The sequence below is a fragment of the Dechloromonas sp. CZR5 genome (genome assembly GCF_008711155.1).
GTDB lineage: Bacteria > Pseudomonadota > Gammaproteobacteria > Burkholderiales > Rhodocyclaceae > Azonexus.
This window is the reverse complement of sequence record NZ_VUYQ01000005.1, coordinates 255,653-276,719: the sequence shown is the minus strand read 5'-3', so window position 1 is coordinate 276,719 and position 21,067 is coordinate 255,653. Positions and strand designations below refer to the sequence as shown.

Genomic DNA, 21,067 nt, shown 5'->3' with positions numbered 1-21,067 from the left:
CGTGTTCAGCCGCTTGAGCTATCGGAAAAAGCTCCTCTCCGGGGTTTTACTGACCTTGCTGCTGTGTTGCGGAACAGCGACTGTTGTCACGTTCTTTCTGATCGAGCAGCGCATTTATGCCATAGCGCACCGGGAAATGGAGTTTTCGGCCTACGGCATGCACAGCATGCTGCAGAACATGATCAGCATCAGCGCCCGCGCCTATCTGCAGGGAAATGCCGCCATGCCGGTGCCGTCGCCCGTCGGGGCTCCTGCACAACACGAGCCCGAAAACAGCGTCCGCCTTTCCCGCGGCGGGTCCGCCAGCACCAACTTGCAAGACGCTTGCGGCAGAGCCATCGTCGCACTGGGCTACAACTACTTCCTGCAGCAAGCAGACCCTTACCGTGAGATCCGCTCGGGCGATGACCAACGGTGCATGACGTGGACCGAGATCGTGGGCAACGAACGGGTGCGCGTCCGCTATCTCGACAGCCGCCACCTTCCGCCCTTGCTAGAACTCGATCATCTGGACGTTGCGCTCCCCTCGAGCAGCGACTCGGAGGATTTTTTCATCATCGACCGGAAAACCAACCATATCGTTTTTGCCGGCAAGCGCCGAAGCGACGGCGATGAGCCGATGGAACATCGCTCCGGCAAATCGCTGAAGCAGATCGTCCTCGACGACCTGGCCGGCAGAAAGGACATGCAAAACGGCGACGGATGCTGTGGCAGCATCAAGTTCATCGATACCAAACTGCAGCATCACCAGGACGCCATCTACCGCCACATTCCCGACTTCGACTGGGTGCTGGTGGTACTCACCGACCTCGATTACGCCGAACAACCCCTGTCACAACTCCGCTGGCTGATGGCCGGCGCCATCGTTCTGTCCCTCCTGCTGACCGCCTTGCTGCTACAGAAGGTCCTGCGCAACATGACCGCCGATCTGATGTCGCTGCTGAGCTATGTCGAAGCAGTCGACGGGCGCAGCCAACATGCCATGACCATAGCCCCCGGAAACGATGAAATCGGACGCCTCGGGCAAGCCTTCCTGCTCATGGAAAAGCGCCTGCTGGACTACACCGGCGATCTGGAGCACCGGGTGGCCGAGCGCACCCAGGCTCTGGAGGAAGCCAACCGGACCCTGGCCGCGCAGGCATTGCGCGACCCGCTGACCGGCCTGGGCAACCGACGGTATTTCGACCAGCGCCTGACCGAGGAAAGCGCCCGCGCCAACCGGGGAGGCCCCTCGTTTGCACTGCTCCTGATCGACGTCGACCACTTCAAGAAATACAACGACCATTACGGCCACCCGGCCGGAGATACCTGCCTGCAGAACATCGCCCGGGCACTGGAAGCGCACGTTCAGCGCACCAACGATTTCTGCGCCCGGATCGGCGGCGAAGAGTTCGCCATCCTGTTGCCCAATACCACCCAGCGCGACGCACAAATGCTGGGAGAAACCCTCTGCCAGCGTGTCGCGGCGGCAGCCTGGCCGCACGCCACGGCCCCCAAGGGCAAGGTCACGCTCAGCATCGGCCTGGCAACCTGGGAGACAGGTATGTCCCCGGAGGACATTTACAAACGCAGCGATCAAGCCTTGTACCATGCCAAGGCCAACGGCCGCGACAACTGCCAGGCGGCAGCCCCCTGACGGCGTACGGTTTGGCCAGGCGAGCACAGTACGATACGCACTGTTGCAAACCGTTACTTGAAACCACGCGGCCCTGACCTTATCTTGGACACATGCGCTGAACAGACATCAGCCATGACGGCCTCCCTCCCCTGACCCCCAAAGGGCCGTCCAGAAAGCCTCGTACTCCCCCCGGTACGAGGCTTTCGCCTTTTGATGACCAGCGACGCCATGACCAAACGCAGGGAAAAGCACCGCCCACCCACCATCCACCTGTCGCCCGGCCCGCTGCCCGCGCGCCTGATGCCCGAGGCCGACCTAGCGCTGGTCTTCACCGACGCCAGCCGCCTGCGCCACGGCGGCCTGGCCGCCATCCTCTACGACGACGCAGGCAGCGAAGCGCTCGTCTTCACGCGTTGCGTCCCACTCGACGGCAGCAATGAACTGGAATTGCAGGCGGCGGTTTTTGGCCTCGAACAGGCGGCCTTGAGCTTTCCCGGCCGGCCTTTCGGGTTGTTTTCAGACAATCAGGATGCGATGACCCGCCTGAGCCGCGCCCAGACACTCGGCCTGGAGCAGGATGCGGCGCTGGCCGGGCGCTTTCCCGGCCTCGACCTGGCCGCGCTGCTCGCCCCGGCCCGCCTGCGCTGGATCAAGGGCCACGGCAGCAGCCGCGGCAATGCGCTGGCCGACGCGCATGCGCGGAGCGTGGCGAGCACCCCGGCCGGCTCGCCGGATCGCTCAGCGCCGGCGATCTGACTCGACGGGACCCGCCGAGTCGGCGGAAACGGCGTCGAGAAAATCACGCCCCCAGCGATCGATGTCGTTATGCGCGACGATGTCGTAGAGACCACGCAGGCGAGCGGTGCGCTCCGCCTCGTCCATGGTCAGCGCCTGCTGCAAGCGCTCGCGCAAGTCCTTCGGATCGTGGGGATTGGTCAGCACCGCGCCATGCAACTCCGCCGCCGCGCCAGCGAACTCGGACAGCACCAACACGCCCTGGCCGGCAATCTCACCCTGGGTGGCCACGTACTCCTTGCCCACCAGGTTCAAGCCATCGCGTAGCGGCGTGATCCAGCAGACGTCCGATTCGGCGTACCAGGCCACGACCTCCTCGAAGGGAAGCGGGCGGAAGAAAAAGCGGATCGGCGACCAGCCGACCTCGCTGAATTGCCCATTCACGCGGCCCACCGCCTGCTCGATCTGCTGCTGCAGTTCGTCATACACCGTCATTTCCTTGGCCGCCGGCACGCAGACCACGACCAACGATACTTTCCCGCGCAGTGCCGGCGTCCGTTCGAGCAGATCGCCGAAGGCGCGGATTTTCTCCAACGTTCCCTTGGTGTAATCGAGACGCTCGACCGACAGCACCAGTTGCTTGCCGGAAAACTCATCGGCGATGGCCTGGCGTCGGCTCGCCGTCTTGGCGTGGCCCAGCGCCTGGCGCACCCGTCCGAGATCGAGGCCGATTGGATGCGCGCCGATACCGATGCTGCGGCCATGCACTTCGATCCGCGTGCTCATGCTCTCCAGGCCGACCGCGCAGCCGTAGCTGAGAAAACGCGGCGCGCAATCCTGCTGCTCGATGATTTCGAGCGGCACGACACCGCGCGCCACGTCGACGAAATTTTCCGCCTGCCGTGGGATATGGAAGCCGATGTAGTCGCACTGCAACAGACTGCCGACGATTTCCCGGCGCCAGGGCAAGACGTTGAAGGCATCGGCTGACGGGAAATAGGTATGGTGGAAAAAGGCGATCCGCAAATCCGGCCGCAATTCGCGCAGCACGGCCGGGACCATCCACAGGTTGTAGTCGTGCAACCAGACCGTCGCCCCCTCGGCCGCCTCGGCGGCGGTCCGCTCGGCGAATTTGCGGTTGACCGCGAGGAAGACCGACCAGTCTTCTTCGCGAAACACCGCCCGCTCCCAGAAGGTATGCAGGGTCGGCCAGAACGCCTCCTTGGAGAAGCGCTTGTAGAAAACATCGACCTCGTCCTTGGTGAGTGCGACCCGCGCCGCCACCAAGCCCGGATAGCGACGAGCATCGACCTTCGCATGGACTTCGAACGGCTGCTCATCGCCTTCCTCGCGGATGCTCCAGGCGACCCAGGAGCCGCGCTGGCCGCCGGCAAAGAAGGACAGCAGGCTGGGAATGATGCCGTTCGGCGATTTCGGCCGGCGCTGCACGATGCGCCCGTCGATGCGCTGCTCTTCATACGGCAGGCGGTGGTACACCATGACCAGGTCGGAACTGCCACGCTCGATGCCAGCCGAGCCGGACGCGATGTATTCGGGTGCGAGCAGGCCGAAATGCGCAATACCCTGCAGGATGCCGCCACAGCCGGCCTCCTTGGCGTGCAGAACATGCTTCTGGCGAGCGGTGGCGGCGAGCAAAGCTGGCTCGGATTCGCCGACGCAGACCCCCTGGAAGCCGGCTTCGTACATCGACAGATCGTTCAGCGTATCGCCGGCTACCAATACCTCGTCACGCGGCACGCCCAGCAGGTCGATCAAGGCGCTCAGTGTGGCCCCCTTGTTGATGCCCCTGGGCAGGACATCCACGTAGCGGCTGTCCGAGTACAGCACGCCGCAGCCGAGAGACTCTGCCGTCTCGGCCAACTCCGGCGTCAGCGCATCGCCATGGCAGAAATACGAACAACGGCGTTGTTGCGGAACGTTCTGCCGCTCCAGCGCAGGGAAAGCGGCCATCGCGTCGGCCACCGCCCGCTCGCCGGGCCAGCGCCGGTCGATATCGGTCTGCAGGGGCTGTACCGCTTGCAGACTTCCTCCTTTGACCACCGTTCCGCCGACATCGCAAATGATGTAGTCGGGAACCGGCACCGCCGGATCGGAGAGGATGGGCATGACCGCTTCCAGGCCGCGGCCGGTGACGAAGACCAGGCTGATGTCCTGGTCGCCGGAAATAAGTTGATAAAGGGACTGGCGATGCTCCGCCTGCCCACCGAGAAAGGTTCCGTCGAGATCGGTTGCCAATAGCATAGGGGCTCCTTGGAGCCGGCAATCATCCTGCCGCAGCCGCAGCGGATAGTGGGTCAAGAGGCGCCTAGCGCCACAAAAACATTTGCCGACAATCCAAAATTTGGATCAGTCACAAAGCGTAACATTTTATAGCATTGATTTTCAATAAAATTTTATATGATCGATAATTTCGCAATAGAAATAAACATTGTTTTTCAATGTATTTAGCGGGGTAGCTCAGATGGAAATCGACAGCACAAGCTTGAGAAATGTCTTCGAGCAATTCGCTCTGCCCCTGCGCGTCACCCTGATCCTGATGCTGACGCTGGTGGCGCAACACCTGATCAACAGGCTGGCTCCCCGCTTCCGCGAAGCGCTCGCCAGCCGCCAGGAATCAGCCGCCGGCGCGCAGCGGGTGCGGACACTGTCGCGGGTATTGCGCTATACGCTGACCGTCGTCCTGACGGTGGTTTCCGCCCTGCTGATCCTGGGCGAATTCGGCATCTCGGTCGCACCCCTACTCGGTGCCGCCGGGGTGGCCGGGATTGCCGTCGGCTTCGGCGCGCAAAGCCTGGTCAAGGATTACTTCACCGGCTTCTTCCTGCTCCTCGAAAACCAGATCCGGATCGGCGATGTCATTGACGCCGGCGGCAAGGTCGGCGCCGTCGAGGAACTCACCTTGCGTTACCTTCGCCTGCGCGATTACGGCGGCAATGTGCACTACATTCCGAACGGCCAGATCACCGTCGTCACCAACATGAGCGTCGGCTTTGCCTATGCCGTCATCGATCTGGGCGTCGCTTACGGCGAGGATACCGACCAGGTCGTCGAGGTGATAGAAGAAGTCGGCCGCCAGATGCGGGGAGACGCCAGCCTTGGCCCTCGCATCCTGGGCGACCTGGAGATCGCCGGCATTGACCAGTGGGCCGATTCGTCGGTGATCATCCGCTGCCGCTTCCAAGTCACCCCGAACGAACAGTGGAGCATCCGCCGCGAGTTCCTGCGCCGCGCCAAGCAGGCTTTCGACCGGCAAGGGATAGAGATACCCTTCCCGCACATCAAACTGGTTGCCGAGGTTCCCGCCTGATCAGCCCTTGACCCAGGGGCGCAACAGTTGGTGCAGCCTCTCTTCGTTCCAGCCATTGATCACATCGTCGCCGATCACGATCAGCGGCACGCCGTTGCCGCCGAGTTTGCGGTGCTGTTTGAGTGCCTCGGAACTCTTCTCGATGTCGTATTCGGTATAGCGAATCCCGTTGGCGGCAAAAAACTCCCGGGTCAATTTGCAGTAGCCGCACCACTCGGTGGCATAGAGGCTGACTTCGGGCTGGCTCGCCGAGGCCGCTGCAATCGGCGCCGCCCCCGGCAGAAGCAGCGGCCGGCCAAACCAGAATGCCGCCCCCAGGGCGACGAGGATCAGCAACCAGCGAATGCCGCCGCTACGCCCTGCCGGCTGCACGTTGGGGCCATAGGTACGCAAGCCTCGCGGCGGCAGGTGACTGCCTGCCTTGTCATAGGCTTTGCCGCAGGCCGGGCATTGCCATTCGGGCACATTGTCGTCGGCCTTGCGGGCGTGGTTGCAATGGGGGCAGATACGGGACACGTCGTGATCTCTTTCGGAAGACTGTTCAGGAATTCTTGACCAGTGCCTTGGCTGGCGCCCACTGCCGGCGACTGACCGGGAGCTTTTCCGGGACGCCGCGCAACAAGGCCCAGCCGTAGGCTTCGATATCGTCACCCGCTGCCTTCTCGAAGCCGGCCAAGGCTGTTTTGGCGACAAGGACGGCACGATGCAGGCGCATGAAGCGGTCGGCGAACTCGTGTTCAAGATGGGTCAGCGCCTCGTCGAGCAGGTATTCGCGCTCCGCCGTACGCGCCGTGACGTATTTGAGGTCAGCCTTGAAATACAGCACCTCGCCGACCGGAACCAGCAACAGCCGCCCCCTTTCGTGACAGGACAGGTGGGTCCGCCCGCTTCCCCGCACTTCGTGGCCGATGCCGGCCAGCAGCGCGGGATCGGGGTGCTGTGCCGGCACTTTCTGCAAGGCGGCCAGCAGGCGCTGGGCGCGTACCGGCTTGAGCAGGTAGTCGACCGCGTTCAGGTCGAAGGCTTGCACCGCGTAGTTGTCGTAGGCGGTCGTGAATATCACGGCCGGCGGTTTTTCGAGGCGACCGAGATGGGCCGCCAGTTCGATGCCGTCCATGCCCGGCATGCGAATATCGGCCAGGACGACATCCACGGCGTTGCCACTCAGGAACTCGAGCGCCAGGAGGCCGTTCGCCGCCTCGCCCACCACGCTGCTCGGCAGCTGAACGGCGAGATCGCCGAGCAGCGCGCGCAGACGATCGCGCGCCAGCGGCTCGTCATCGACGATGAGGATTCTCAGCGGTTTTTCGTTTGACATGGCAGCGTGATACGAACTTCGTAGCGATGGTCACTGACTTCGGTTTCCAGACGGGCTTCGAGATCGTAATACAGGAGCAGACGTTCGCGAATATTGGCCAATGCCATCCGGTTGCCGGCGGCATGCTGGGGCTGACTGGCGGTCGGATTGGCGATGACGATGCACAACACATCCCTCCTTTGCTCGATGGCAATACGGATCACGCCGCCTTCCGGTGCCGGCTCGATACCGTGGTAAACCGCGTTTTCAAGCAAGGGCTGCAACATCAGGGGCGGAATCGGCAGATTCATGTCGACCGCCCCCAATTGCCAGTCGACCGACAAACGTTCGCCCAGGCGGATTTTTTCCAGATCGAGATATTGCCGCCCCAGCGAGATCTCGTCCGCCAGGCTGACCAGTTCGCCGGGATCGCGCATGGCGGCACGGAACAAGTCGGAGAGTGACTCCAGCGCCTCCTCCGCTTGCTGCGGACGCGCCCGGATCAAGGAGAGCACCGCGTTCAGCGAATTGAACAGGAAGTGCGGCCGGATGCGGGCATTCAGCGCAGCCAGCCGGGCCTCGGCCTGGGCCGGCGAAAGCGCCCGCGAACGCAGTTCGAAATAAGCGAGCAGCAGGACCGCGCTGGCCACGGCCAGCAGGACGGCTCGCAATGTCGCCCCCGTGTCGATTGGCAGCAGGCTGCGGGCATACAGGAACATGGCCGCAGCCAGTCCGCCGGCCAGCCCGGCAACGCAGGCCTGCCCGAGACGCAGGGGAAGGCGCCACAGCATGTCGCGCAACAGGGAGAGCAGACCCAATTCGATCAACAGCAGAGGCTCCACCACGGCGGCCAGTTGCAGGTAGGTCTCGAGCCATTTTCCGATATCGCCCGCCTGAACCAGGGCCGCCAGAACCGCCAGGCCATTGACGCCGAGCAGCACGCGCAGCATCACCCCGAAATTGCGCCAGTCGGGCAAGGGGTGCGTGGCCGGAAAGTGCCGTATACTTGTCATCTTTGTGCGGGTTTCTTCGAAATTCGTCGCCGATTTGCCCCATTCTAGATCAGAGTCATGACTTCCAACGCCAATCAATACACTTGGGCCGGCCGTTTCTCCGAGCCGGTTTCCGACCTCGTCAAGCGCTACACCGCCTCGGTCGATTTCGACCAGCGCATGTGGCGCCAGGACATCCGCGGCTCGCTGGCACATGCCCGCATGCTTGCCAGACAGGGCATCATCGCCGCCGCCGACCTGGCCGACATCGAGCGCGGCATGACCATCGTCACCGAGGAAATCGAGTCGGGCAAGTTCGAATGGTCGCTCGATCTGGAAGACGTACACCTCAACATCGAAAAGCGCCTGACCGCATTGGTTGGCGACGCCGGCAAACGCCTGCACACCGGCCGCTCGCGCAACGACCAGGTGGCCACCGACATCCGCCTCTACCTGCGCGACGCGATCGACGACATCCTGGCGCTGATCAAGGACTTCCGCAGCGCGCTGGTCAATCTGGCCGAGAAGGAGGCCGCCACGCCGATGCCCGGCTTCACGCACCTGCAGGTCGCCCAGCCGGTCACCTTCGGCCACCACATGCTGGCCTATTTCGAGATGTTCGGCCGCGATGCCGAGCGCTACGCCGATTGCCGCAAGCGCGTCGCCCGCCTGCCGCTCGGCGCCGCCGCACTGGCCGGCACGACATACCCGATCGACCGCGCCTTCGTTGCCGAACAACTGGGCTTCGAAGGTGTCTGCGAAAACTCGCTGGATGCCGTGTCCGACCGTGACTTCGCCATCGAATTCACCGCTGCCTGCTCGCTGCTGATGATGCACATCAGCCGCCTGTCGGAAGAACTGGTCATGTGGATGAGCCCACGCGTCGGCTTCATCCAGATCGCCGACCGCTTCTGCACCGGCTCATCGATCATGCCGCAGAAGAAGAACCCGGACGTGCCGGAACTCGCCCGCGGCAAGACCGGCCGCGTCTATGGCCAGCTGATGAGCCTGCTGACGCTGATGAAGTCACAGCCGCTGGCCTACAACAAGGACAACCAGGAAGACAAGGAACCCTTGTTCGACGCCGTCGACACCGTCACCGACACGCTGCGCATCTTTGCCGACATGGCCGGCGGCATCACCGTCCGCGCCGACAACATGAAGGCCGCCCTGACCCAGGGCTTCGCCACGGCCACCGACCTCGCCGACTACCTGGTCAAGAAGGGACTGCCCTTCCGCGATGCCCACGAAGCCGTCGGCCACGCCGTCAAGGCCGCCGAAGCGAAGGGCGTCGACCTGCCGCAGCTCACGCTCGATGAACTGAAGGCTTTCTGCCCGCAGGTCGAAGCCGATGTCTTCGCCGTACTGACCGTCGAAGGCTCGTTGGCCAGTCGCAACCACGTCGGCGGCACCGCACCGGAGCAGGTCCGGGCAGCCATCGTTCGCGCCCGCCAGCGTCTCGGCTGATCGCCCGAACCTTCCGCACACCAACCGCCGGCAAGACCGGCGGGTTTTTTTGCGTTCGTCGTTGTCACGGGTTAATATATAAGCGCATCCTTATACAAATAAACCAAGGAAGAACAGCATGTATACATCCGTTGCCGACAACACCCCGCTCATCAAGGTCACCAGTGGCAAGCACGAAGCCGGCTATGCGCTGGACGGTTCCCTGATGAACCCGCTGGAAGCCTTCTATGCCGCGCTGGCCGCCTGCGCCATCGTCTTCGCCAAGAAAGCCTGCAAGGGCCTGGGCATCAAGCCCGAAGGCATCGCGGTCGAATGCAAACCCTTCGCCGGCCCCGGCGGTCCCCTGACCTTGAGCAAATTCCGGACTGAAGTCCGCTTCCCGGCCGACTTCACGGCCGAACAGAAAGCAGTCATTCTCGACAGCATCGCCCATTGCGCGGTCAAGGAAATCGTCACTGGCGGCAGCCATATCGATTTTCAGGTCAGCGAGGTTTAACCGCTCCGCTGCAGGGCGGTTATCAAATACCCGCCCTGCGCCTCCGGCACCGGCCCAGCAACCTTGTGTCGCTAACCGCTGACCGCTACAGTACGCGAAACGATTCCTCCAAGGAGTTTTTCGCATGCGACCGGGGCCTTACTCCTGGCAATCCCTGAAGACGCAACTGGCCCTTGTCACGCTCGCCATTTTTCTGGTCGCCCTCTGGTCGTTATCCTTCTACAGCTATCACACGCTCCGCCACGACACCGGAAAGGTGCTCGGGGAACAGCAATTTGCGACGATATCGGTACTGGCCTCGGCCACCAACGATGCGCTTGAACGGCGCTTCGTCGCGCTTGAATCGGTCGCACGGAATCTCACCCCCGCCACCCTCGGGCATGCCGACAAGCTCCAGGCCTGGCTCGATACACAGCCCATCCTGCTTCAGTTTTTCAATGCCGGCGTCTGGATAACCGGCACCGACGCGGTTCCCGTTGCGTCGATCCCGACACCGCCCGAACGGTCAGCCACCAGCCACCTTGATCGCGATTACATGCTTGCCGCCCTGAAGGAAGGAAAGCGCGGTATCGGCCGGCCAACCATGGGGACAACGGTCCACTCTCCGGTTATCGGTTTCGCCGTGCCGGTACGGAACGATCAAGGAACGATCATTGGCGCCGTCGCCGGCTCGATCAATCTCGGCGCAGCCAATTTCATCGAGCGCAACATCGAGACCCGGATCGGCAGCAATGTCGGCTTTCTGCTGATTTCCCCCAGCCACCAGATCATCGTCACGGCCAGCGACAAGACACGCATCATGCAGGCGGTACCGCCCCCCGGCAGCAATGCCATGCATGACCGCTACATGCAGGGCTACGAGGGCTACGGGATCGCGGTCAATTCACGCGGGGTCGAGGAAATCTCGGCCAGTCGCCGCATCCCCCTTGCTGACTGGTTCGTCGTCACCACCCTGCCGGCCAGTGCAGCGTTTGCCCCGATCGAATCCATCTGGCACAAAATTCTGCTCGCCACGCTGGTTCTCTCCGTACTGGCCTGCCTGGTCGTCTGGTGGACCACGACGCACTTGCTGCGCAAACGACTCGCCCCCCTCATTGCCGCCACGCAGGCGCTGAACTCCCCTGCCCACGAGCCGGCATTGCCGGACAGCCTGCCCATTCTTTGTGCCGATGAAATCGGCGAACTGGTCAGCGCCTTCAATCGCCTGCTCGCCACCTCGCGCCATCGCGAGGCACTGCTCGCTTATCGTACCGATGCACTCCTTGCGGAGCAGGCCGTCTCGAAGAAAACGGCGGACGAGCTCGCCCAGGTCAACGCCCATCTCAATGCGCTCATTGAATACCTGCCCGACCTCTTGTGGCTGAAGGACCCCGACGGGGTGTACCTCGCCTGCAATCCCCGCTTCGAAGCATTCTTCGGTGCCCCCAAGGAGAAGATTCTCGGCCACACCGACTACGATTTTGTCGACAGCGAGCTGGCCGACTTTTTCCGGGAGCATGACCGCAAGGCCTTGCAGCGCAACGGGCCCAGCATCAACGAGGAATGGATCACCTTCGCCAATGACGGGCATCGCGAACTGCTGGAAACGACGAAGGTGCCGGTCGTCGACAATCAGGGCAAGCTGATTGGCGTTCTGGGCATTGGCCACGACATCTCCGAACGCAAACGTAACGAAGCAGAGCTGGAAAGGCATCGTCAGCAGCTGGAGATGCTGGTCAGCGAGCGAACGACGGAGCTACGTCAGGCCAAGGAACAGGCGGAAGCGGCCAACCGGGCGAAAAGCACCTTCCTGGCCAACATGAGCCACGAGCTGCGGACACCGATGAACGCCATCATGGGTATGACCGAAAGCGCCTTGCGGCGAACCGAAGATATCCCGCAAAAAGAAAGGCTGAGCAAGGTCATGCACGCTTCTCGCCATCTGCTGGCGATCATCAGCGACATTCTGGACCTGTCGAAAATAGAAGCCGATCGGATGACGCTTGAGCAGGCCGCATTCACGCTCGAAGGCATTCTGCGTGACATGGATGCCCTGCTCGGCGGGAAGGCCCAGGAAAAAGCGCTGAATCTGGGCATCGAATTGCCCCCTGCCCTCGGCAAGCAGCAACTTCGTGGAGATCCGGTCCGGCTGCGCCAGATTCTGATCAATCTGGTCGGCAACGCCATCAAATTCACCCCGCCGGGCGGCCGCATCGAAGTCCGTATCGCCGTCCTGGCCGACAGCGATACCGAATTGCACTACCGCATCGACGTGACCGATACCGGCATCGGCATTGCGGAATCCAGCCTGCCCCGACTGTTCAACGCCTTCGAGCAGAGCGACAACACGATGACGCGTAAATATGGCGGCACCGGACTGGGGCTCGCCATCTGCAAACGGCTGATCGACCTGATGGGTGGTGAGATTGGCGTCCACTGCCCGGAAGGAAAGGGCAGCACGTTCTGGTTCACCTTGCGCCAGCGCAAAGTAACGGGCGCTGGGGAAAGTATCGGCACGATCAGCGAGGATGCCTGCGCCGCCATTGCCCGGGAGTTCGCCGGCCTGAGCGTCCTGCTCGCCGAGGATGAGCCGATCAACCAGGACGTCACCTGCGAGCTGCTGATCGACAGCGGGCTGACGGTCGACGTTGCCGACGATGGTGCCGCGGCCGTCGCTCTGGCGCGTCGGAAACCGTACGCCCTGGTCCTGATGGACATGCAGATGCCGGTCATGAACGGCATCGACGCCACCCGGGCCATTCGCGAGCTCCCCGGCTACGCTCAGGTTCCCATTCTGGCCATGACGGCCAACGCCTTCGCCGACGACCGCCAGCGCTGCCTGGATGCGGGCATGAACGAGCATATCGGCAAGCCGGTTGCCCCCGACATGCTTTTCCTGGTCATTCTCAAATGGCTGCGCCGCACAAACGACAAGGCCGGCTCATCGGCCGGCCCTGCTGTCTGAACTGAGGAACGAATCAGGCCTGGGCAATGCCTTCGAGCAATTGCTGCAGCTCACCGGAGTGGTACATCTCCTTCATGATGTCGCAGCCGCCGATGAACTCGCCCTTGATATAGAGTTGCGGAATGGTCGGCCAGTTGGCGTATTCCTTGACGCCCTGGCGGATTTCCTCGTCGGCCAGCACATTGACGGTGACGAAGTCGTTGACGCCGCAAACCTTGAGAATCTGCACGGCAGTCGCCGAGAAGCCGCACTGCGGGAAGCGGGCATCGCCCTTCATGTAGAGGACGACCGGGTTGCCGGTCACGGTTTCGCGGATGCGTTGCTGAACGTCGGACATGGAATCTCCAGATTACAGTTGAGCGCCTGAAACACGGTCGATGCCGGCCAGGTCGGGATGAGTGAATGAGGCTTTGAACCCGGCGTCGGCCAATAAGTTCCGGCTGGCAGCCCCTTGGTCGTAACCATGTTCGAACAACAGCCAACCACTGGGATTCAGGTGGTCGGCAGCAGCCGCCACGATACGACGGATGCAGGCCAGCCCGTTGCCGCCGGGCTCCTGGTCGCTCAGCGCCATGCGCGGCTCGTGGGGCAGGCCATCCCGCTCGAGATGCGGGTCGCCTTCGGCCACATAAGGCGGGTTGGACACGATGACGTCGAAGCGCTGCCCGGCCAGCGGGGCAAACCAGTCGCCTTCGCGGAAGGCAACCGGCGCCCCGAGCCGGCCGGCGTTGTTGCGGGCCACCGCCAGGGCACCGGGAGACAGATCGACGGCCGACACGGTGGCGTCAGGGCGTTCCAGAGCTAGCGAAATGGCGACAATGCCCGAGCCGGTACCGAGATCGACGACGGACGGAGACGTCCTGCCTGCCAGTTTTTCCAGCGCCAGATCGATCAGCACCTCGGTTTCCGGGCGCGGGATCAGCACGTCGGGCGAGACCTGAAAAACCCGCCCGCGAAATTCGGCCTCGCCGACCAGATAGGCCAGCGGCTCGCCGACCGCGCGACGCTCGACCCATTCCGCAAACTGCGTGAAAGCCGGCGCCATGACCGGGGTTTCCGGCCGCGCCAGCAGGTCGGCATGCGTGCAGCCGGTGGCGTATTGGAGCAGCAGTCGGGCGTCGAGCCGATCGATATGCTGGCGTGCGAACGCCAGCGCTTCGCCGAGGGTCATGCTCAGTTCTGTTCCGCCAGTTCGGCCAGCTGGTCGGCCTGGTGCTCGGAGGCCAGGGCGCCGAGCAACTCGTCCATGTCGCCGTCCATGATGGCGGCGATCTTGTACAGGGTCAGGTTGATACGGTGGTCGGTGATCCGCCCCTGCGGGAAGTTGTAGGTGCGGATGCGCTCGGAACGGTCGCCGGACCCGATCAGGCTCTTGCGGGTACTGGCGATGGCGCTTTGCTGGGCCCGCACCTGAACGTCCTTGATGCGCGCCGCCAGCACGCGCATGGCCGAAGCCTTGTTGGCGTGCTGCGAGCGGCCATCCTGGCATTCGGCGACGATGCCGGTCGGGATGTGGGTGATGCGCACCGCCGAGTCGGTCTTGTTGATGTGCTGGCCGCCGGCGCCCGAGGCACGGAAGGTGTCGATACGCAGGTCGGCAGGATTGAGATTCACATCCTCGACCTCGTCGGCTTCCGGCATCACGGCAACGGTGCACGCCGAGGTGTGGATGCGGCCCTGGGTCTCGGTTTCCGGCACGCGCTGCACGCGATGGCCGCCGGATTCGAATTTCAGCCGTGAATAGGCGCCGTTGCCGGCCAAGCGGCAGATGATTTCGCGGTAGCCGCCGAGTTCCGATTCGCTGGCCGACATGATCTCGACCTGCCAGCGCTGGCGCTCGGCATAGCGCGAATACATGCGGAACAGATCACCGGCGAACAGCGCCGACTCGTCGCCGCCGGTACCGGCCCGGATTTCGAGCAGAACACTCTTTTCGTCGTTGGGGTCCCTGGGCAGCAGCAGTTTCTGCAGTTCGATCTCGAGCTCGGGCAAACGGGCTTTCGCCGCGGCCATTTCCTCCTCGGCGAATTCGCGCATGTCCGGGTCGGCCAGCATGGCCTCGGCTTCTAGCAAGTCGTTTTCCGCCTGGCGGAAGGCATTGAACTGGATCGCCACCGGCTCGACTTCGGCCCGTTCGCGCGACAACTTGCGGAACTGCTCCATATCGTTGGCCGCGTCGGGCGAGGCCAGCATGCGGTCGATTTCGTCGAGGCGATCGACCAGCAATTCCAGTTTTTGGCGAATGCTCGATTTCATCGGAAAGGGCTGCCAGGTAATTGATTCAGGGGGCGAAATTCTAACCGAGATCACCATTGATCGGCGACGAAAGGAGATTGCCCGCCGCGCGCCATGACGTGATAATGGCCCACCTTCAGACTCATTCCCATGCACGCGGTCTCCCACTCCCTCATTGCCCTGGCGAAAACGCTCGATCTGCGCTGGCAGAACTACCGCAGCAGCGGAGGTTTCGACCAGTTCATCGAGTTCACGCTATCTCTGAACGGCCTGACCGAGCATTTGCGCCAGCAGAATCTGCCGGGACTGGCCAGTGCCTGCCAGGAGCTGGAAAATCGCGCCCTGGCCTCCCTCACCGACCACACCCTGCACCCGCTTTCCGACGAGCAGGCAGAGGCCATCAGCCAGCAATTAAGCGTCATGCTGCAGTTGCTCCACCGCCATGAGGCGCCGGCAATCGCGGCCAAGCGCATCTCCGACACGGGCGACGACAAGCGCGATCCTTGGATACGCCAACGCAAGGTTCTGATCGTCTCGCACCCCGGACACGCCTGGCGCACCGCACTGATCGAGCAACTTTCCTTTTACGGCTTCCGCCCCCACGGCATCGACTGGGACGAGACACCCGAGGCGGGCGAAGAGCCGCTGGCCATCATCATCGTCCCCGACCGGGAAAACAGCAGCTATCCGCAGCATGCGCTGGATGCCTTGCAACAACTGCGTGCCCGCCACGTCGCCAGCTATATCTATTGCCTCTCGGTGCCGCCGTCGCTGGAGGCCATCGTCAACCTGCAACGGGCCGGCGCCAATGTCTGCATTCCGGCCGAAGACCAGTTGAGCGACATCCTCTCGCGCATTCTCGATCTGGTGGAAAGTCGCGAACAGGAAATCCATCGCGTCCTGATCGTCGAGGACTCGAAGACCGCGACCGCGCACGTCCAACGTGCCCTGGAGCTGCACGGCATCGACAGCCGCGCCATCAACACCCCGCTCTCCCTGCTGCAGGCCTGCGCCGACTACCGCCCGCACGCCATCCTGATGGACATGTACATGCCTTTCTGCACGGGCGTCGAGGCGACGCGCGCCCTGCGCCAGATTGCCGAGCACCAGTCCATACCGGTCATCTACCTCTCAGGGGAAACCGACATCGGGCAACAAGTCGAAGCCCTGCGTCTGGGCGGTGACCAGTTCCTGACCAAGCCGGCCAACCCGATCATCCTCAGCGCCGTGGTCAAGACCAAGATCGACCGTTACCGCGAGATGTTGCGGTCCGGGCGCCATGACGGCCTGACCGGCCTGCTCAACCACACCGCCGCCAAGGAACAGCTGGAGCACATGCTGCGTCGCGCCCTGCCGGCCGGCCATTTGACGGTGGCGATGCTCGACATCGACCGCTTCAAGTCGATCAACGACAACTACGGACACCCCGTGGGCGATCAGGTCATCCGCAGCCTGGCCTGGCTGCTGCGCGGGCGTCTGCGCAACACCGACCTGGTCGGGCGCTACGGCGGGGAAGAATTTGTTGTCGCACTGGGCGGCGTCGATGCCGGCCAGGCGATGACGCTGCTCGACCGCATCCGCGAGGATTTTTCCCGCCTGCCCCATGCCCACGGACACGAAGCGCTCTATGCCAGCTTCAGTTGCGGGATTGCCGCCCTGCCCGCCTACACCACCGGAAGCTCACTGATCGAAGCGGCCGACGAAGCACTCTTGCAGGCCAAGCGCGATGGGCGCAACCGGCTGGTCGTCGCCAACCGCCACCGACCGGAACACTAGGCGTCAATCGCCGGCGTGCAGGTGGAAGAGGCGGGCCGCTGCCGCCTGAAGCTCGGCACGCTCGCCGGCATCGGCCGCATTCAGGGTCTGGGTGGGCGCGTGCAGGAACTTGTTGGTCAGGCGATGCGACAGGTGATCGAGCACCTTCTCGGGGTTTTCACCCTTGGCCAGCAGCTTCATCGCATGCTCCATCTCGTGGCGACGCATGCGTTCGGCCGAGTCGCGCAACGAACGGATGACCGGCACGGTATCGCGCGACTCCAGCCAGCCGAGAAAATCCCTGACCCGGTTGGTGATGATGTCCTCGGCCTCGACCACGGCCGCCTGTCGCGATTCCAGGCCGCTCTCGACCACCTGCGCCAGGTCGTCGACGGTATAGAGGAAAACGTCGTCGAGCCGGCCGACTTCCTCTTCGATGTCGCGCGGCACGGCCAGGTCGACCATGAACATCGGCCGGTGGCGGCGCGCCTTGACGGCCCGCTCGACCATGCCCAGGCCGATGATCGGCAAGGGACTGGCGGTACAGGAAACCACGATATCGTGAGCGGCCAAGTGCTCGCCCAGTTCGTCGAGGCGAATGGCGGTGCCCCCGTACTGCTCGGCCAGGGCGCGACCGCGCTCGATGGTGCGGTTGGCGATGGTGACCTGTTTCGGTTTTTGCGCGCAGAAATGGGCGGCGCACAATTCGATCATCTCACCGGCACCGATGAACAGGATGCGCTGCCCGGAGATGGATTCGAAAATCCGCTCCGCCAGGTGCACGCCGGCCGCCGCCATCGACACGATGTTGGCGCCGATGGCCGTGGTGCTGCGCACCTCCTTGGCGACCGAGAAGGACCGCTGGAAGAGCTTGTGCAACTGGGTGCCCAGCGTTCCGTTTTCCTCGGCGGTGCGCACCGCATCCTTCATCTGGCCCAGGATTTGCGGCTCGCCGATGACCATCGAATCGAGGCCGCTGGCCACGCGGAAAGCGTGACGGATGGCTTCCGGCTGATTGTGGGTATAGACGTAGGGCGCCAGTTCGTCGCGCGGAACCTGATGGTAGTGGGCCAGCCAATCGATGACCACATCGGGCGATTCGGCCGCACAGTAGATTTCCGTCCGGTTGCAGGTGGACAGGATGGCCACCTCGCGCACCGGTCGTTCGCGGGTCAGGTCGGACAGCGCGTGTCCCAATTTGTCGGCGCCAAACGCCACCCGCTCACGGATGGCGAGCGGGGCAGAATGGTGGTTGATGCCGAGGGTAAATATCACCGGATACGGTTGGTGTGCGAACGGAGTGGGGGCCGATTATAGCACCCGCCCCTTGCCGCCCGATTTGCCCCGGATCAGAACAGGAACGGCTGCTTGTCGGGACTGGCCTGCACTTGCGCGTCGGCACCGAACACCCGCATCTGGCGGGGCCTGAACCAGACCGACTGGCCAACCGCCAGTTGCAAGGCTTCGTGGCGTTCGCGCGAGAGTTCGACCTCGACGATTTCCTGGCCGTGCAGCAATTCGACACGAACCACCGGCCCGATCGGATGCACGTGCTGCACGGTCGCCTCCAGACTGCCCTCGCTGACCGCATGCGTGATGTCGATATCGTGCGGCCGGACAAAAGCGGTCGACTTTTCCGGCGTTTCACAGCGCTCGACCTCGGCATAGCCCCCCTGCACCCGGCTGTGGAAGACGTTCACATTGCCGAGGAACTGATAGACGAAGGGCGAGGCCGGTGCCGAGTAAACCTCGTCCGGCGAGCCGATCTGCTCGATCCTGCCGTGGTTCATCACCACGACACGGTCGGCGACCTCCAGAGCCTCTTCCTGATCGTGGGTCACGAACACCGACGAGATGTGCATGTCGTCATGCAGGCGGCGCAGCCAGCGGCGCAGCTCCTTGCGGACCTTGGTGTCGAGCGCGCCGAAAGGCTCGTCGAGCAGCAGCACCTTGGGTTCGACGGCCAGCGCCCGGGCCAGCGCGATACGCTGGCGCTGGCCGCCGGAGAGCTGCGACGGGTAGCGGTCGGCCAGCCAGTCGAGCTGGACCAGGCCGAGCAACTCCATGACGCGGCGCTTGATCTCGGCATCGGAAGGGCGCTCCTTGCGCGGCTTGACGCGCAGGCCGAAAGCGACGTTCTCGAACACCGTCATGTGGCGGAACAGCGCGTAATGCTGGAAGACGAAGCCGACGTTGCGGTCGCGGGCGTGCAGGTGGGTCGCCTCGGCGCCGGAGAACAGGATGTCGCCCTGATCGGCGGTCTCCATGCCGGCGATGATGCGCAGCAAGGTCGTCTTGCCGCAGCCGGAGGGACCGAGCAGCGCGACCAGTTCGCCGGTCGGGATGTCGAGATTGATGTTGTCGAGCGCGACGAAGTTGCCGAAGCGCTTGGAGATGTTGCGGATTTCGATGCTCATGAGGTTTTCTCGCCGGGGAGTTCAGCGTTCAGCATGTCGGTTTCGGCCTTCATGCGCCATTCGACGACGGTCTTGGCTACCAGCGTCACCAGCGCCAGCAGGGCCAGCACCGAGGCGGCAGCAAAAGCGCCGATCGCGTTGTATTCGTTGTAGAGGATTTCGACGTGCAGTGGCAGGGTATTGGTTTCACCGCGGATGTGCCCGGAAACCACGCTCACCGCGCCGAATTCGCCCATCGCCCGGGCATTCGACAAGATGACGCCGTACAGCAGACCCCACTTGATGTTGGGCAGGGTGACCCGCCAGAACATTTGCCAGCCCGAGGCGCCAAGCGACACGGCAGCCTCCTCCTCGTCCTTGCCCTGCGATTGCATCAGCGGAATCAGTTCGCGGGCAATGAAGGGAAAGGTAATGAACAGTGTGGCGAGGATCATGCCCGGCAAGGCGAAGATGATTTTCAGGTCGTGCACCGCCAGCCACTCACCGAAATAACCCTGCGAACCGAACATCAGGATGAAGATCAGGCCGGCGACCACCGGCGACACGGCGAACGGCAGGTCAATCAGCGTAATCAGCAGGCTCTTGCCGCGGAAGTCGAACTTGGCGATGGCCCAGGCGGCCGCCACGCCGAAGACAATATTGAAGGGCAGCACAGCCAGGGCGATAACGATGGTCAGCCAGATCGCCGAGCGGGTTTCCGGCTCCTTCAGTGCGTCGAGATAGATCGGCAGCCCCTGCGCCAGCGCTTCGACGAAGACCGCGATCAACGGCAGGCCGAGGAAGAAGAACAGGAAGCCGAGGCCGACGGTGAGCAGCAGGGTGCGGACCCAGGCCGGTTCCTGTGTGGCGCGCGTCAATTTGTTGGCACTCATGCTTCACCTGCCTTTGCCTTGCCGGCCGAGACTTCCAGCGGCTCGCTATTCTTGTGCCGATTGGCGGCCCACCACTGCAAGGCATTGATGAGCAGCAGCAACGCAAAAGAGATGGCCAGCATGACCACGGCCAGCGCCGTCGCACCGAGCACATCGTACTGCTCCAACTTGGAGATGATCAGCAGCGGCACGATTTCGGAAATCAGCGGCAAATTACCCGCAATGAAGATTACCGAGCCAAACTCGCCCAGCGCCCGGGCGAAAGCCAGGGCGAACCCGGTGAGCAGCGCCGGACCGATGGCCGGAAAAATCACTTTCACGAAGGTCTGCCAGCGCGAGGCGCCCAGCGACGCGGCGGCTTCCTCGACCTCGGTTTCGATATCCTCGATCACCGGCTGCAAGGTGCGCACGACGAAAGGCAAGGTAATGAAGGTCAGCGCCACGATGATACCCAGCGGCGTATAGGCGACCTTGATGCCCAGCGGCTCAAGATGGCTGCCCAGCCAGCCGTTGCCGGCATACAGCGTGGCCAGGGTAATGCCCGCCACGGCGGTCGGCAGCGCGAAGGGCAGATCGACCAGTGCATCGACGAAGCGCTTGCCGGGGAATGGGTAGCGTACGAGGATCCAGGCGACGATCAGGCCAAAGAAGGCATTGATCGATGCGGCCATCAACGACGATACGAACGTGACGCGAAAGGCTGCCAGCGAACGCTCGCCGAGGGCGATGTCGAGAATCTGCCCGAAACCGAGTTCGGATGCCTTGAGAATCATGCCGCCCAGGGGCAGCAGGATGAGCAGGGAGAGATAGACCAACGTGTAACCCAGCGCCAGGCCGAAGCCGGGCAACACGCGTTGGGATTTAACGGACATAGCAACTCATTTTTTTTGACCGATGGTTCTGACTGGATG

Annotated in this window: 18 protein-coding genes; 7 read left to right on the top strand and 11 right to left on the bottom strand. The window is 63.2% G+C overall.

Annotated elements, in window-relative coordinates; translation table 11 throughout:
• The first annotated feature begins 1 nt into the window (after position 1).
• A complete protein-coding gene (locus F1002_RS15055) occupies positions 2 to 1,636 on the top strand; it encodes a GGDEF domain-containing protein (protein WP_150429867.1) in 1,635 nt (544 codons plus the stop codon).
• A gap of 210 nt (positions 1,637 to 1,846) precedes the next feature.
• Positions 1,847 to 2,374 carry a hypothetical protein gene (locus tag F1002_RS15050; RefSeq protein ID WP_150429866.1) on the top strand — a complete coding sequence of 176 codons (528 nt, stop codon included), beginning with the start codon at positions 1,847 to 1,849 and terminating at the stop codon, positions 2,372 to 2,374.
• Here F1002_RS15050 and ggpS read toward each other — a convergent pair.
• Positions 2,357 to 4,615 (bottom strand): glucosylglycerol-phosphate synthase, encoded by a 2,259-nt coding sequence (ggpS, locus tag F1002_RS15045; protein WP_150429865.1) that lies wholly within the window; start codon positions 4,613 to 4,615, stop codon positions 2,357 to 2,359. The two genes, F1002_RS15050 and ggpS, sit on opposite strands and share 18 nt — an antisense overlap.
• 220 nt (positions 4,616 to 4,835) lie before the next feature.
• On the opposite strand from ggpS, the gene F1002_RS15040 reads away from it, so the two are divergent.
• On the top strand, positions 4,836 to 5,681 hold the full coding sequence (locus tag F1002_RS15040; RefSeq protein WP_150429864.1) for a mechanosensitive ion channel family protein: 846 nt from the start codon (positions 4,836 to 4,838) through the stop codon (positions 5,679 to 5,681).
• Here F1002_RS15040 and F1002_RS15035 read toward each other — a convergent pair whose 3' ends face one another.
• From F1002_RS15035 to F1002_RS15025, 3 genes are read right to left on the bottom strand one after another with little or no spacing between them, the layout of a single operon-like run.
• Entirely contained in the window at positions 5,682 to 6,197 is a 516-nt protein-coding gene (locus F1002_RS15035) for a glutaredoxin domain-containing protein (RefSeq protein WP_150429863.1), read from the bottom strand.
• Positions 6,198 to 6,222: 25 nt separating this feature from the next.
• Positions 6,223 to 6,999, bottom strand: a complete 777-nt coding sequence (locus F1002_RS15030) for a LytTR family DNA-binding domain-containing protein (RefSeq protein WP_150429862.1) — start codon at positions 6,997 to 6,999, stop codon at positions 6,223 to 6,225.
• On the bottom strand, positions 6,978 to 7,991 hold the full coding sequence (locus F1002_RS15025) for a sensor histidine kinase (protein WP_150429861.1): 1,014 nt from the start codon (positions 7,989 to 7,991) through the stop codon (positions 6,978 to 6,980). The genes F1002_RS15030 and F1002_RS15025 overlap by 22 nt, the downstream gene beginning before the upstream one ends.
• Positions 7,992 to 8,048: 57 nt before the next feature.
• Here F1002_RS15025 and argH point away from each other — a divergent pair, with 57 nt between their 5' ends.
• The 3 genes from argH (at position 8,049) to F1002_RS15010 (ending at position 12,877) form a co-directional block, all read left to right on the top strand.
• Positions 8,049 to 9,437, top strand: a complete 1,389-nt coding sequence (gene argH, locus F1002_RS15020; protein ID WP_150429860.1) for an argininosuccinate lyase — start codon at positions 8,049 to 8,051, stop codon at positions 9,435 to 9,437.
• A 118-nt stretch (positions 9,438 to 9,555) separates the two neighbouring features.
• On the top strand, positions 9,556 to 9,933 hold the full coding sequence (locus F1002_RS15015; RefSeq protein ID WP_150429859.1) for an OsmC family protein: 378 nt from the start codon (positions 9,556 to 9,558) through the stop codon (positions 9,931 to 9,933).
• A 124-nt stretch (positions 9,934 to 10,057) separates the two neighbouring features.
• Positions 10,058 to 12,877 carry an ATP-binding protein gene (locus F1002_RS15010; protein WP_150429858.1) on the top strand — a complete coding sequence of 940 codons (2,820 nt, stop codon included), beginning with the start codon at positions 10,058 to 10,060 and terminating at the stop codon, positions 12,875 to 12,877.
• 13 nt (positions 12,878 to 12,890) lie between these two features.
• Here the strand turns inward: F1002_RS15010 and grxD are convergent, their stop codons facing one another.
• The 3 genes from grxD to prfA are packed head-to-tail and all read right to left on the bottom strand — an operon-like array spanning position 12,891 to position 15,133.
• A complete protein-coding gene (grxD, locus tag F1002_RS15005) occupies positions 12,891 to 13,214 on the bottom strand; it encodes a Grx4 family monothiol glutaredoxin (protein WP_150429857.1) in 324 nt (107 codons plus the stop codon).
• Between the two features lie 12 nt (positions 13,215 to 13,226).
• Positions 13,227 to 14,048, bottom strand: a complete 822-nt coding sequence (prmC, locus tag F1002_RS15000; protein ID WP_150429856.1) for a peptide chain release factor N(5)-glutamine methyltransferase — start codon at positions 14,046 to 14,048, stop codon at positions 13,227 to 13,229.
• A gap of 2 nt (positions 14,049 to 14,050) precedes the next feature.
• Positions 14,051 to 15,133 (bottom strand): peptide chain release factor 1, encoded by a 1,083-nt coding sequence (prfA, locus tag F1002_RS14995; protein ID WP_150429855.1) that lies wholly within the window; start codon positions 15,131 to 15,133, stop codon positions 14,051 to 14,053.
• A gap of 129 nt (positions 15,134 to 15,262) precedes the next feature.
• Between prfA and F1002_RS14990 the strand changes: the two genes are divergently transcribed.
• Positions 15,263 to 16,888, top strand: a complete 1,626-nt coding sequence (locus tag F1002_RS14990) for a diguanylate cyclase (RefSeq protein WP_150429854.1) — start codon at positions 15,263 to 15,265, stop codon at positions 16,886 to 16,888.
• Between the two features lie 3 nt (positions 16,889 to 16,891).
• Here F1002_RS14990 and hemA read toward each other — a convergent pair whose 3' ends face one another.
• The 4 genes from hemA to cysT form a co-directional block, all read right to left on the bottom strand.
• Positions 16,892 to 18,142 carry a glutamyl-tRNA reductase gene (hemA, locus tag F1002_RS14985; RefSeq protein ID WP_150429853.1) on the bottom strand — a complete coding sequence of 417 codons (1,251 nt, stop codon included), beginning with the start codon at positions 18,140 to 18,142 and terminating at the stop codon, positions 16,892 to 16,894.
• Between the two features lie 74 nt (positions 18,143 to 18,216).
• A complete protein-coding gene (locus F1002_RS14980) occupies positions 18,217 to 19,284 on the bottom strand; it encodes a sulfate/molybdate ABC transporter ATP-binding protein (protein WP_150429852.1) in 1,068 nt (355 codons plus the stop codon).
• The gene (cysW, locus tag F1002_RS14975) at positions 19,281 to 20,156 is read right to left on the bottom strand and encodes a sulfate ABC transporter permease subunit CysW (protein WP_150429851.1); all 876 of its coding nucleotides are present in this window, start codon (positions 20,154 to 20,156) and stop codon (positions 19,281 to 19,283) included. Before cysW ends, F1002_RS14980 begins: the two co-directional genes overlap by 4 nt.
• On the bottom strand, positions 20,153 to 21,028 hold the full coding sequence (cysT, locus tag F1002_RS14970) for a sulfate ABC transporter permease subunit CysT (RefSeq protein ID WP_150429850.1): 876 nt from the start codon (positions 21,026 to 21,028) through the stop codon (positions 20,153 to 20,155). Before cysT ends, cysW begins: the two co-directional genes overlap by 4 nt.
• Between the last annotated feature and the right edge of the window lie 39 nt (positions 21,029 to 21,067).